The organism is Microbacterium commune, assembly GCF_014836945.1.
Taxonomy (GTDB): Bacteria; Actinomycetota; Actinomycetes; order Actinomycetales; family Microbacteriaceae; genus Microbacterium; species Microbacterium commune.
This window is the reverse complement of record NZ_JACSPX010000003.1, coordinates 49,021-62,211: the sequence shown is the minus strand read 5'-3', so window position 1 is coordinate 62,211 and position 13,191 is coordinate 49,021. Positions and strand designations below refer to the sequence as shown.

At 70.5% G+C, this 13,191-nt stretch carries 10 protein-coding genes; 2 read left to right on the top strand and 8 right to left on the bottom strand.

What is annotated here, in order from left to right; translation table 11 throughout:
- Positions 1-4: 4 nt before the first annotated feature.
- Positions 5-871 carry a 16S rRNA (adenine(1518)-N(6)/adenine(1519)-N(6))-dimethyltransferase RsmA gene (gene rsmA / locus H9633_RS10450; protein WP_191713132.1) on the bottom strand — a complete coding sequence of 289 codons (867 nt, stop codon included), beginning with the start codon at positions 869-871 and terminating at the stop codon, positions 5-7.
- A gap of 44 nt (positions 872-915) precedes the next feature.
- Here rsmA and H9633_RS10445 point away from each other — a divergent pair, with 44 nt between their 5' ends.
- Complete coding sequence (locus H9633_RS10445; protein WP_318247262.1) at positions 916-2,166, top strand: MFS transporter; 1,251 nt, start codon at positions 916-918, stop codon at positions 2,164-2,166.
- 12 nt (positions 2,167-2,178) lie between these two features.
- Here the strand turns inward: H9633_RS10445 and H9633_RS10440 are convergent, their stop codons facing one another.
- The 3 genes from H9633_RS10440 to rsmI form a co-directional block, all read right to left on the bottom strand.
- The gene (locus H9633_RS10440) at positions 2,179-3,054 is read right to left on the bottom strand and encodes a TatD family hydrolase (protein ID WP_071644291.1); all 876 of its coding nucleotides are present in this window, start codon (positions 3,052-3,054) and stop codon (positions 2,179-2,181) included.
- Between the two features lie 40 nt (positions 3,055-3,094).
- Positions 3,095-4,672: a methionine--tRNA ligase gene (metG, locus tag H9633_RS10435; RefSeq protein ID WP_191713131.1), complete on the bottom strand. Its 1,578-nt coding sequence runs from the start codon at positions 4,670-4,672 to the stop codon at positions 3,095-3,097.
- Between the two features lie 105 nt (positions 4,673-4,777).
- The gene (gene rsmI / locus H9633_RS10430; protein ID WP_191713130.1) at positions 4,778-5,599 is read right to left on the bottom strand and encodes a 16S rRNA (cytidine(1402)-2'-O)-methyltransferase; all 822 of its coding nucleotides are present in this window, start codon (positions 5,597-5,599) and stop codon (positions 4,778-4,780) included.
- A gap of 61 nt (positions 5,600-5,660) precedes the next feature.
- Here rsmI and H9633_RS10425 point away from each other — a divergent pair, with 61 nt between their 5' ends.
- Positions 5,661-7,232, top strand: coding sequence for a dolichyl-phosphate-mannose--protein mannosyltransferase (locus H9633_RS10425; RefSeq protein WP_318247261.1), 1,572 nt, complete (start codon positions 5,661-5,663; stop codon positions 7,230-7,232).
- Here H9633_RS10425 and H9633_RS10420 read toward each other — a convergent pair.
- The 4 genes from H9633_RS10420 to H9633_RS10405 all read right to left on the bottom strand — a co-directional run bounded on the left by H9633_RS10420 (position 7,201) and on the right by H9633_RS10405 (position 13,154).
- Positions 7,201-8,667, bottom strand: coding sequence for an HNH endonuclease signature motif containing protein (locus H9633_RS10420; protein WP_191713129.1), 1,467 nt, complete (start codon positions 8,665-8,667; stop codon positions 7,201-7,203). The two genes, H9633_RS10425 and H9633_RS10420, sit on opposite strands and share 32 nt — an antisense overlap.
- Before the next feature lie 246 nt (positions 8,668-8,913).
- Positions 8,914-9,849: a DUF808 domain-containing protein gene (locus H9633_RS10415; RefSeq protein ID WP_071644280.1), complete on the bottom strand. Its 936-nt coding sequence runs from the start codon at positions 9,847-9,849 to the stop codon at positions 8,914-8,916.
- A gap of 85 nt (positions 9,850-9,934) precedes the next feature.
- Positions 9,935-11,344: an amino acid permease gene (locus tag H9633_RS10410; protein ID WP_191713128.1), complete on the bottom strand. Its 1,410-nt coding sequence runs from the start codon at positions 11,342-11,344 to the stop codon at positions 9,935-9,937.
- Between the two features lie 40 nt (positions 11,345-11,384).
- Complete coding sequence (locus H9633_RS10405; RefSeq protein ID WP_191713127.1) at positions 11,385-13,154, bottom strand: thioredoxin domain-containing protein; 1,770 nt, start codon at positions 13,152-13,154, stop codon at positions 11,385-11,387.
- Positions 13,155-13,191 lie beyond the last annotated feature (37 nt).

Sequence of the window (13,191 nt, the reverse complement as noted above, 5' to 3'; positions counted from 1 at the left end):
GCTGTCAGGCTATCGGCACCGGTGTCTGTTCGGGCTGCACCAGCGCGATGCGGTGGTAATCGTCGACGGTGAGATCCTCCCCGCGTGCGGTGGGGGCGACGCCCGCGGCCTCCAGGACGGCGGATGCCGCAGCGGAGCCCCCGTAGAGACCGGACAGCGCCTGGCGCAGCATCTTCCGACGCTGGTTGAAGGCTGCGTCGACGATCTGGAAGGTGCGCCGACGCTCGCCGCCGTCGCCGCGGGGCGTCTCGTCGCGCTCGAAGCCGACGAGCAGACTGTCGACGTTCGGCACCGGCCAGAACACCTGCCGCGACACCGTGCCGCACAGCCGCCACGGGCCGTACCAGGCGGCCTTCACGCTCGGCGCGCCGTAGATCTTCGACCCCGGCTTCGCGGCCAGACGCTCGGCGACCTCCGCCTGCACCATCACGACACCGCGCTCGAGGTACGCGAACGTCTCGAGGAAGTGCAGCAGCACCGGCACCGAGACGTTGTAGGGAAGATTGGCGACGAGCACCGTGGGCTCTCCGGGCAGCTCGGTGACGCGCATGGCGTCGGCATCCACCACCGTCAGCGAGTCGTCCGCCGCGCCGCGCTCGCGCGCCGTCTGCGGCAGCCGCTCGGCGAGGCGGTGATCGATCTCGACGGCGGTGACCGAGGCGCCCGCCTCGAGGATCGCCAGGGTCAGCGACCCGAGACCCGGGCCGATCTCGACCACCCGCTCCCCCGCCTGCACCTTCGCCGCGTGCACGATCTTGCGCACCGTGTTGGCGTCGACGACGAAGTTCTGCCCGAGCTTCTTCGTGGGGGTGACGTCGAGCTCGGCGGCAAGACGGCGGATCTCGGTGGCGCCGAGCAGGGAGACGGTCATGGATCCATTCTCGCGCATCCGGCCCGGCCCCTAAGATCAAGCGGGTGACCGCACTCGGGGAGCTCATCGCGCCGCGCCGCCTGGGCCGGGACTTCCGGTGGCTGATGTCGGCGGCGTGGACGAGCAACATCGGCGACGGCATCGCGCTGGCCGCCTCTCCCCTGCTGATCGCGTCGATGACCTCGTCTCCGGTGCTGGTCGCCTCGGGTGCGATGCTGCAGTTCCTGCCGTGGCTTCTCTTCGGGCTGCACGCCGGTGCGATCGCGGACCGTGTCGAGCGGCGGATGCTCGTGATGCTCGCCCACGGCATCCGGGCCGTCATCGTCGCCGCTCTCGTGGTGCTGCTCGTGACCGGCACCGCGAACATCGCGATCGTGCTGATCGTGTCGTTCCTGTACGGCACGGCCGAGGTGTTCGCCGACACGAGCACGAGCACCCTGCTGCCGATGATGGTCGAGCCCGCCGACCTCGGCGTCGGCAACGCGCGACTGCAAGCGGGCTTCCTCGTGGCCAACCAGCTCGCCGGCCCTCCCCTGGGTGCGTTCCTGTTCGCGGTGGGATCGTTCTGGCCGTTCCTCGCTCAGGTGCTCGCGGTGACCGTGGGGCTCGTCCTCGTGTCTCGGATCGCCCGGCAGCCCGTGCCGCCGCGTGCGGATCCGACCAGGGTCCGCCACGACATCGGGCAGGGGCTGCGCTGGGCGTGGCACACCGAGCCGGTGCGCACCCTGATCGTGATCATCCTCGCCTTCAACGTCACGTGGGCGGCCCCGTGGGGCGTCCTCGTGCTCTACGCCACCGAGCACCTCGGGATGGGGCCGGTCGGCTTCGGCGCGCTGACCACCGCGTCCGCCGTCGGCGGGCTGCTCGGCACCCTCAGCTTCGGATGGCTGGAGCGGCACATCTCGTTCGCCACCATCATGAAGGTGTGCCTCACGCTCGAGGTGCTCATGCACCTCGCCTTCGCGCTGACGACGAGCGGTGTCGTCGCGCTGGTGATCATGTTCGGATTCGGCGCCTACGCCTTCGTGTGGGGCACGATCTCGACCACGGTGCGCCAGCGACTGGTTCCGCACGAGCTGCAGGGCCGGGTGGGCTCCGTGAACATGGTCGGCGTCTTCGGCGGCATGGTCATCGGCCATGCTCTCGGCGGACTCATCGCGCAGGCATGGGGGCTGACCGCACCGTGGTGGTTCGCGTTCGCCGGATCGGCGCTGACCCTGCTGCTGATGTGGCGGCAGATCTCCCACATCGCCGCCGCGAAGCCGGCCCTCGACGACGGCGCTGCAACGCGGTAGCGGCCGAAGGGGTCAGGCGAAGGCGCCGTACACCGCGAGCGTGTTCGCCGCGATCTGCGCGCACAGCTCGTCGACGTCGACGTCGAGCTCCGCGGCCATGAACCGCACGGTGAGCGGCACGAGATACGGCGCATTGGGCCGTCCGCGCAGCGGCACCGGCGTGAGGAACGGCGCGTCCGTCTCGACGAGGATGCGATCCAACGGCGTGACCGCGAGGGCATCCCTCAGGTTCTGCGCGTTCTTGAACGTGATGTTGCCGGCGAACGAGAGCCAGTACCCGGCATCCGCCGCGATCCGCGCCATCGCGTCGTCACCCGAGAAGCAGTGGAAGACGGTCTTCTCGGGGGCACCGACGCGCGTCAGCGTCTCGAGCACATCGTCGTGCGCATCGCGATCGTGGATCTGCATGGCGATGCCGTGCTTCTTGGCCAGCGCGATGTGCGCCTCGAACGACTCGTGCTGCGCGGGCCGGCCCGCCTCGTCGGTGCGGAAGTAGTCCAAACCGGTCTCGCCGATCGCACGCGTGCGCGGGTGCGCCGCGAGCTCGTCGATCACCGCGATCGCCTCGTCGAGGCGCCCCTCGGCAGCGTAACTCGGTGCGTCGTTGGGGTGGATGGCGACGGCGGCGAGCACACGAGGGTCGGATGCCGCGGCTTCCACCGCCCAACGCGACGATTCGATGTCACCGGAGGCCTGGACGACACCGGCGATGCCGACCTCGGCGGCCCGGTCGAGCTGCTCCTCCAGGCTCAGCGGCTCGACGCCGTCGGTGATCTCGAGATGCGCATGGTTGTCGTACACCGGCACCGACAGCGGCTCGGGAGCCGCCGGGTACCGGAGGTCTCCGCGCCCCTCGGCGTCGCGCGCCCGGACGTAGGTGTTCGCCATGCGTTTCGCCTCGCTTCGCTCGATCGACGACCGGAGGGCCTCAGGCGGTCTGCTCCACGCGCGGGAACAGGGGCGCGAGAGTCGTCACGGCGGTGCCAGGCTGCAGCGCACCCCACGCACCCGCCTCGCGGATCGGCTGCGCGGTGAGCGCGCCGAGCGAGCCCTCGACGCCGAGGGCGTCCCACAGCTTCGCGGTCGACTGCGGCATCACCGGCGACAGCAGCACGGCGAGCGCGCGCAGGCCCTCCGCGCAGGTGTACAGCACGGTGCCGAGGCGGCCGCGCTGCTGCTCATCACGCGCGAGCGCCCACGGCTCGTTCTCGGTGATGTAGAGGTTCAGGTCGTCGACGATCGTCCAGATCGCGTCGATCGCCTCGTCGATGCGGAAGTGCTCAATGGCCGCGTCGGCGGCGGCCGCGGCATCCGCCACCTTCTTCTGCACCACCCGGTCGCGCCCGGCGTACTCGGCGGGCGCCGGCACGACGCCGTCGAAGTACTTCTGGATCATCGCGACCGTGCGCGACGCCAGGTTGCCGAAGCCGTTGGCGAGCTCGGCCTGGTAGCGGGCCGACAGGTCCTCCCACGAGAACGATCCGTCCTGCCCGAACGCGATCGCCGACAGGAAGTAGTAGCGGTACGCGTCCGAGCCGAACACGTCGGTGATCTCGGTCGGTGCGATGCCGGTGAGCTTCGACTTCGACATCTTCTCGCCGCCGACGAGCAGCCAGCCGTGCGCGAAGACGCCCTTGGGCACCTCGAGGCCTGCAGCCATCAGCAGGGCGGGCCAGATCACGGCGTGGAAGCGCAGGATGTCCTTGCCGACCACGTGGTACGCGGGCCAGCGCCGGGCGAAGTTCGCGTCGTCCTCGCCGTAGCCGACCGCGGTGACGTAGTTGAGCAGCGCGTCGACCCACACGTAGATGACGTGCGATTCGTCCCACGGCAGCGGGATGCCCCAGTCGAACGTCGACCGCGAGATCGACAGGTCCTTGAGGCCCTGGCTCACGAACGAGACGACCTCGTTGCGCGCCGAGTCGGGGCGGACGAAATCGGGCTCGGTCTTGTACAGCTCGAGCAGGCGATCCTGGAACTCGCTGAGCTTGAAGAAGTAGTTCTTCTCCTGCAGCAGCTCGAGCGGCTTGGAGTGGATCGCGCAGACCTTCAGTCCCTCGAACGGGCCGGTGCCGTCGACGATCTCGGACTCGGGCTTGAACTCCTCACAGCCCACGCAGTACAGCGCCTCGTACTCGCCCGCGTAGATGTAGCCCGCGTCGTAGAGCTTCTGGAAGAACACCTGCACGTTCTTCTCGTGCCGCTCCTGCGTGGTGCGGATGAAGTCGTCGTTCGCCACGTCGAGGGTCGTCAGCAGCGGGAACCAGCTCTCGCCGACCAGCTTGTCGACCCACTCCTGCGGAGTGACGTTGTTCGCCGCCGCTGCGCGCAGCATCTTCTGACCGTGCTCGTCGGTGCCGGTGAGCATCCACGCGTCATCACCCGCCTGGCGGTGCCAGCGCGACAGGGTGTCGACGGCCACCGTCGTGTACCCGTGCCCGATGTGCGGCACATCGGACGGGTAGTAGATGGGCGTGGTGATGTAGAAGGACTCGCCTGCGGGCATGCTCACGATTCTAGGCCGGAACGGTGCCGTGTTCTGATTCGTGACCTGGGGCGGATGCCGCCGAGCTGCCCCGGTCGGGAGAACGCTCCCTTCCCGGACCTCGCGTCACGCGCTTCGGGCGGCGAGCGCGGCCCCATAGAGGTCGCGGGAGCTGAGGCCGGTCGCGGCGGCGACCTCGGCGCACGCGTCCTTCAGGCGGATCCCGGATGCCACCAGCGCCTGCACCTGTGCGAGCGCATCAGCGGCGGAGATGGTGACCGGAGCCGCGCCCTCGACCACCACGACGATCTCGCCCTTCACGCCCTGCTCGGCCCACGCGACGAGCTCCGCCGCGGTACCGCGGCGCACCTCCTCGTACAGCTTCGTCAGCTCGCGGCAGACGGCGATGCGCCGCGCATCGCCGAACACCGCGCCCATGTCGGCGAGCGACGACGCGAGCCGCGACGGCGACTCGAAGAACACCATGGTGCGCCGCTCGCTCGCCAGCGCGGTCAGCACCGAGCGGCGCTCCCCGGGCTTGCGCGGCAGGAAGCCCTCGAAGGTGAATCGGTCGGTGGGCAGGCCCGAGATCGCGAGGGCCATGAGCACGGCGCTCGGGCCGGGGATCGCGGTAACGGTCACACCGCGTTCGACGGCGGCTGCGACCAAGCCGTAACCGGGGTCGCTGACCGCGGGCATCCCCGCGTCGCTGACGACCACGATGTCGTGCTGCTCGGCGAGCTCGGCGAGCTCGGCCGCCTTGTGCTTCTCGTTGTGGTCGTGCAGCGCGATCAGACGCGGGCGGTTCTCGATCTTCAGCGCCTGCAGCAGACGCTGGGTGGTGCGGGTGTCCTCCGCGACCACGATCTCGGCATTGCCGAGCACCTCGATCAGGCGGCGGGACGCGTCGCCGAGATTGCCGATCGGAGTGGCGGCGAGGATGATCACCCGACCAGCTTAGGCGGGTGGCGTCGACCGTTCCGAAGCGCCGATTGCCTAGGCTGAACAGGTGACCCTCCCCGCGCCCCCGACGCCGCCGCCTGCGGCGACGCGCGGGGAGCGACTCGCCGTGTGGGGCACAGCGGATCCGGCTCGCGTGCGAGTGCTGGGCTGGCTCGCCCCGCTGCTGGTCACGCTGCTCGCCGCGGTGCTGCGCCTGACGAATCTGGGGCATCCGCACGAGATCATGTTCGACGAGACCTACTACGTCAAGGACGCGTGGTCGCTGTGGAACCTCGGCTACGAGGGCAAGTGGGGCGACGGCGCCGACGAGCAGCTGCCCCGCGGCGACGACTCCGCGATGCAGACGGCGGGGTCGTATGTCGTGCATCCGCCGCTCGGGAAGTGGATCATCGCGCTCGGCATGGCTCTGATGGGTCCGGGCTCGAGCGCCGGCTGGCGACTCACGACCGCGATCCTCGGATCTCTGACGGTGCTCGTTCTCTATCTCGTCGCCCTGCGCCTGATCCGCTCGCGGGTGCTCGCGACCATCGCCGCCGGTCTGCTCGCCATCGACGGTCTCGGCATCGTGATGAGCCGGATAGCGCTGCTCGACGGCGTCCTCACCTTCTTCATCCTGCTCGGCGTCCTGTTCGTGCTGCTCGACCGCGATCGCTCCCTGCCGCTGCTCGATGCGAGGATCGCGGCCCGGCGCCGAGCGGATGCCGACGGTGCGCGCGTCAGGCTGGCGGGTCCGGTGCTGTGGTCGCGGCCCTGGCTGGTTGCGGCCGGGGTGTCGCTGGGGGCGGCATCGGCCGTGAAGTGGTCGGGCCTGTACGCCCTGGCCGTCTTCGGCCTGTACGTCGTCATCACCGACGCCCTGGCCCGGCGCCGGGCGGGCATCCCGCTGTGGCCGAGCGATGCGGTACTGCGGCAGGGACCCGTCTCGTTCGTGCTGATGGTCGGGCCGGCGATGCTGACCTACCTCGTCTCGTGGTCCGGGTGGCTGGTCACCTCCGGCGGCTATGACCGCGGGGCGGATGCCAATCCGCTGGCCGCGCTGTGGAAGTACCACGCGTCGATGTACGGGTTCCACATCGGCCTGTCCAGCCCGCACTCCTACGCGAGCCCGGCGTGGCAGTGGCCGCTGCTGCTGCGCCCGACAGCGATCTGGGTCGGCTCGGACCCGACGGACTGCGGGGCGGATCACTGCATCGCCGTGATCTCGTCGGTGCCGAACCCGCTGATCTGGTACGGCGGAGTGGCCGCGGCCCTGTTTCTGCTGTATCGCTTCGTCCGGGGTCTCATCGAGCGCCGCCCTGTCGGCCCGATGCACACGATCGCGCTGGTCGGCCTCGTCGCGACCTACGTGCCGTGGCTGCTCGTGCCGAGCCGCACGATCTTCCAGTTCTACACGATCGTCATGGTGCCGTTCCTCATCCTCGCGCTGGTGGTGACGCTGCGCGAGCTCGCCGGACGCCCCTCCGATCCTCCGCATCGACGGACGGCAGGCCGGCGGACGGTTGCCGTCTACCTCGTGGTGGTGGTTCTCGTCTCGGCGTTCTTCTACCCGGTGTGGACGGGCATGAGCGTGCCGTATCCGTTCTGGCTCATCCACAACTGGCTGCCGGGCTGGATCTGACCCGAGCGCGTCGTCGCCCGGCCCGGTGCCATTCGCGCCCGGGGTCCCACCAGGACGGGCCTCGGATCTCGGGAACACCACCGCGCATGCGCACCTGCCACTCGGACAGGTGCAGTGTGCGGTGATGGTGCCAGCACAGTGCCACCCCGTTGTCGGTATGCGTGGCGCCACCCGCTGCGTGCTCGGTGACGTGATGTATCTCGCACCACGTCGCCGGGATCGTGCAGCCGGGAATGACGCATCCCCCGTCGCGAGCGATGATCGCTCGTCGCTGCAGCGCGTTGAAGACACGACCGGAGGTGCCGAGCGAGACGATCCGGCCGCGATCGTCGAACAGCACCCGCTGGATGCCGCCGGCGCAGCCCACCTGCGCCGCGACGCGGATCGGTACGCCCATGTCGACGCCGTCACCGCCGTCGACGTGCGCCCAGCCCGACCCTTCGGCGTAGTCGGCGGCATCGACGGTGATCACCAGGGTCGGCGCCGCTCCCCCGAGATCAGGCAGCTCGCCACCGCGCGCGGCCGCGCCGAGAATGGTCGCGAAAGCGTCATGCATCTTCTGCACGCGCGTGCGCGGATCGATCGGGTCGAGTCCGTCATCGGGGTCCGACTCGGAGGCGACGAAGTGCACGCCCTGCGGCACGGGCGCGCCCTCGATGCGAGGGTTCAGCAGACTATCGGTGAGCCTCGCCAGCTGCGCGGCTACCTCCGGCAGCAGTTCGCCGCGCAGCGGCACCCGCCCATCGCGCAGCCGACCGATCCAGAGTCCCCGAGCACGTGATGCCGCGTCGTCCGTCGGCTCGGCCCCATCGGGGTCGAGGTAGGCGGCGAGCACCTGCGCGAACTGCGCCAGCTCTGCGGGGGTGGGCGCGGGCGAATCCGACGCCGGGGCGCCCTCCCCATCCGCGTCGCGGCCCTGTACGCGCCGCCGCGCGAATGATGCGATCTGCCGGTCGGCCTCGACCAGCGCTTCCGGCGCCACGCGACCCCTGCTCGCCTCGAGCGGAGCCGTGGCGGCGAGGAACCCATCGAGCCCGATCGTCGCTTCGGCGAGCGCCTTTCGCAGCTCGTCGTAGCGCGACGGGAGCAACTCGCCGTCGGTGATGCCGCGCACCTGAGCGGTGAGACCCGCGGCCTTCGCCAACCGCGCGGCGCTCTTCGCGTCCGTTCGCAGCACCATCTGCAGCAGATCGGCCGGGCGATCGCAGCCGTACGACGTCGTCATCCGCTCTCCGCGCAGACCCTCGGACCGCTGACGCACCTGCACCGTAGCCGCGACCTGCAGCGCATCGTTCGATCGAAGCACCCGACCGCTCGCCTCCAGCAGACGCATCACCTCTGCGTCGGGCAGGTCGGCGATGACCGACAGCGCGTCGCCGACTGCCGCGGCGAAGTCCGCCTGCAGCTGTTCGAGTCGATCGATGACGCCGTCCATACCTTGATTGAACCAAGGGCCACCGACATTCGAACATCTGTTTGCCCACAAGACGCGACGAGTGCGGCGCACACGCCGCCGGTCAGCCCTGTCGGACATGGTCTACCGTCCGTGGTCGCTCGAGGGCCACCGGATCCAGCCGGTCGCCCTGGAAGACCCGCTACCCGACATGCGAATCGGGATCGCGTGGGCGCGAGCACAGCCCACGACGGCACCGATGGCAGCCGTGCGGCAGTACTTCGCGGGTCAGCCGACGGGGTGCCGCCCCGCGTGCGCGTCGCCGTGAACCCGGTGCGCCTCGTCGAATGTGGGGCGCTTGCCCAGCATCCGTCCGACGAGCAGCACCACGCCCACCACGACCAGGCCGACCAGCATGCCGGCCACGGCCGACATGACCGTGTTGCCCAGCCAGACGACGAAGCCGCCGAACGACGCGAGCAGCTCGTCGACCCCGTGCAGCAGGTCCGCCGGTGCATGCAGCCCGACCTCACCGAGGTTGACGACCACGAGGTGGCCACCCACCCACAGCATCGCCACGGTGCCGATGACGCTGATCACACGGAACACGTGGGGCATCGACCGCACGATGCGCGTGCCGGCGTGCCGCACCTTGCGCTCGGGGTTCTTCGCCATCCGCAGACCGATGTCGTCGATCTTGACCAGCAGCGCCACCGCCCCGTACACCACTGCGGTCATGAGCAGCGCGATCACGGCGAGCACGCCGAGCGTCTGCCAGATCCCGAGGTTCGGATCGAGACTCGCCAGCGAGATGAGCATGATCTCGGTCGAGAGGATCAGATCGGTGCGGATCGCGCCCCACACCAGTCGCCGCTCATCGCGCGCCCCCTCGTCGGCATGGCCGTGGGCGAACCCGAACCATTCGAGCACCTTCTCGGCGCCCTCGAAGCACAGGTATGTGCCGCCGATGACCAGCAGGTACGGCAGCACCCAGGGGGCGAACGCGGTCAGCACCAGGGCGATCGGGATGATGATGATGAACTTGTTCGCGATCGAGCCGAGGGCGATCTTCCCCACCACGGGAAGCTCGCGCGCCGGGGTGAGCCCCTGCACGTACTGCGGCGTGACAGCGGCGTCGTCGATCACGACGCCGGCCGCCTTGGCGGATGCCTTCATCGCAGCGCTCAGGATGTCGTCGACGACCGCCAGCAGACCAACCGACATTCGAGTCCTCCCCTGCGCGCGGTGTGCGCGCTCCGGCCTGCAACACTACTGTGCTCGTCAGGCGCTCGTGGTGCGGGTGCGCCCGCTACGACGTCTCCGTGCCTTCGGCGCGCGGCGCCGCACCGACCCGAGCGCGCCCCCGCGTCAGGCGAGCGAGACCGAGCAGCGCCGCGGTGAGCGCCAGCGTCAGCAGCAGCTGGACGCGCGCGGTCGGATCGATCATCGCCAGTGCGATGATCACCGCGAGCAGCACGAGCGCTGCCCACGACAGCCAGGGGAAGCCCCACATGCGCATCGGCATCGCCTCGCCGTCGCGGTCGGCACGGCGCCGCAGGATGATCTGCGAGATCACCGTCGCCGTCCAGATCACGAGCACGGTCGATCCCACGATGTTCAGCAGCAGCCCGAGCACCGTCTCGGGGAAGGCCCAGTTGAGCACGACGGTGACGAAGCCGAACGCCACCGACGCGATCACCGCGGCGTAGGGCACCCCCCGGTCGCTGGTGCGGGTGACCGCGAGGGGCGCGAGTCCGCGCTCGCCGAGCGAGTAGGCCATGCGGGACGCGCCGTAGATGTTGGCGTTCATGGCCGACAGCAGCGCCATCACGACGATGAGCGACATGACCAGATCGACCCCGGGCACGCGCAGCGTGGCGAGCACGGCCGAGAACGGTCCCTCGAGCACCTCCGGCGAGTTCCACGGCAGCACCGCGACGATCACGAAGATCGAGCCGAGGTAGAACACGAGGATGCGCACCATGACCTCGCGCACGATCCGCCTGATGTTGCGGGCCGGGTCGTCGGACTCGGCCGCGGCGATCGCGACGACCTCGGTGCCGCCGAACGCGAACACGACGACCAGCAGCGCCGCGGCGATGCCGGCGATGCCGTGCGGCGCGAAGCCGTCGTGCGCGACGAGGTTGCCGATACCGGTCCCCGGCACCCCCGGGATGAACCCCAGGATCGCGCACGCGCCGACGACGAGGAACGCGATGATGGCGAACACCTTGATCGCGGCGAACCAGAACTCGAAGCGTCCGTAGTTGCGCACGCCGAACAGGTTCACGGCGGTCAGTGCGGCGACGAAGATCAGCACCCACGGCCAGGCCGGGATGCCCGGCACCCACCCCTCGATGATCCCGGCGGCGCCGGTGGCTTCCGCGGCGATGACGACGACGAGCTGGATCCAGTACAGCCAGCCCACAGCGCTGCCGGCGCTGCGTCCCATCGCACGCTGCGCGAACGAGCTGAACGCGCCCGAGCTGGGTCGCGCGGCGACCATCTCGGCGAGCATCGCCATGACGAGGATGACGACCGTGCCGGCGATGAGGTACGACACCAGCACCGCGGGCCCGGCGATGCCGATGGCCTGCCCCGAGCCGACGAACAGTCCGGCACCGATCGCGCCGCCCAGGCCCATCATCGATATCTGCCGACGGGTGAGCCCGGGATGCAGCCCCTTCGTCGTCGACGTCGTCAGCGGCACCTCGGTCATCGTGAGACCTCCTCGTCCAGGCCGGGTATGGCCCGTGCCATCATACGGACAGTGCAGACGGGTCCGATGTCGGCAGTCGGCACACGAAGTCTCGACAGTCGTAGGCCACGCCCTCGGCCGCGTCCTTGCCCTCGAAGAGCGAGAAGCCGGCATCCGCGAAGGCACGGGTCTGCGCCGGTGTGACCACGGCGACCACGTCGGCGTCGGCCGCGCGGGCGGCGTCAGCGAGAGCACCGCCGCGCGCCGCGACCGCGACGACCTGGCGTGGCGGGCCGGCCAGCGCTGCCGAGAGGCGCAGCAGCGCGCCGTAGGCGAGCGGATGCTGCCGTGCGCGCTCGACGAGCGGGGCGCAGAGCGCCACCGCCTGCTCGCGGTGCTCCTCCCCCGCCCCCAGCAGCCACGCGCTGAGATGCGCGGATGCTCGCGCCGCCGGCCCGGAGGGCAGGTCGCCGTCGCTGTCGTCGCCGACCGCCGCGAGACCGCGCGCGGCCATCACCGGGTCCTCTCTCAGGGGCTGGGCGAGCACGCCGAGTGCCCGCGTCGCCCACTCCGCATCGCCGGTGGCGAGCGCCAGGGCGAGCAGACCGTCGGCGAGCAGGCCGGTGTCGGCGGCGGTCGCGACCGCGGCGGCCGGGATCCCGTCGAGAGACGACCGCACCAGTTCGCCGGCAGCGCCGCGGTTGACGCGCAGCACGTGTTCGGCCGCTGCGGCCGCGGCGTCCACCCACTCCCGCTCCCCCAGCCGCGCGCCGGCTCTGGCCAGCGCGCCGATCGCGAGGCCGTTCCAGCCGGTGAGCACCTTGCCGTCGACGGCGGGTGGCTGGAGGGATGCCCGCGCCGCGGCATCCACGCGGTAGTAGCCGCCCTCGCTGCGTCGACCGTCGATCCACGACTCGGAGTCCTGCGCGGCGCCGAACGCACCGCCGTCGCGACGCAGCACGCCGAGGAGGAACTCCGCGATGCCGCGCACGACATCCTCGCGCCCTGCGGCGAGCGCGACATCCATCAGCTGAGCGTTGTCGATCAGCATCCGCTCGTAGTGCGGCACCGTCCAGTCGCCACGGGTCGCGTAGCGGAAGAAGCCGCCGTCGACGGGATCGCGCAGCTCCGACGCCGCCATCGCGTCGAGCGCGCGGCGGGCGGCATCCGCCCCACCGGCGAGCGGATGCTGCAGGAATCGCAGCGTCGTCGCCATCGGGAACTTCGGCGCCCCACCGAACCCGCCGTGCCGGTGATCCTCGCGCTGCAGGATCGCGGCCGACGCCGTGGCGATCGCTGCCGCGTCGGGCAGTCCGCCCGCCCCCACCGTCGCCGCCTGATGCAGCGCGTCGGAGACGGCATCCGCCGACTGGATCACCTCGGCTCGCCGGTCGGTCCACGCCTCGCTGACCGCGCTCAGCACGTCGCGGAACGACGGCATGCCCCCGCGCGCCTCGGTCGGGAAGTACGTGCCGGCGTAGAACGTGCGACCGGCGGGCGTGGTGAAAACGGTGAGCGGCCAGCCGAGGCTCTTGGTGAACGCCGATGCCGCCGCCATGAAGGCCGTGTCGACGTCGGGATGCTCCTCGCGGTCGATCTTCACCGCCACGAAGTGCTCATTGATCTGCGCGGCGGTCACCTCGTCGGCGAACGATTCGCGCGCCATCACGTGACACCAGTGGCAGGTCGAGTAGCCGATGGAGATCAGCAGCGGCACGTCGCGGCGGTGCGCCTCGGCGAACGCCTCCTCGCCCCACGGATACCAGTCGACGGGGTTGTCGGCGTGCGCCCGCAGGTAGGGACTGAGCGTGTCGGCGAGCCGGTTGGTCATGCCCCCACGGTACGCCGAGACCCCCTGCCGCGGGCCG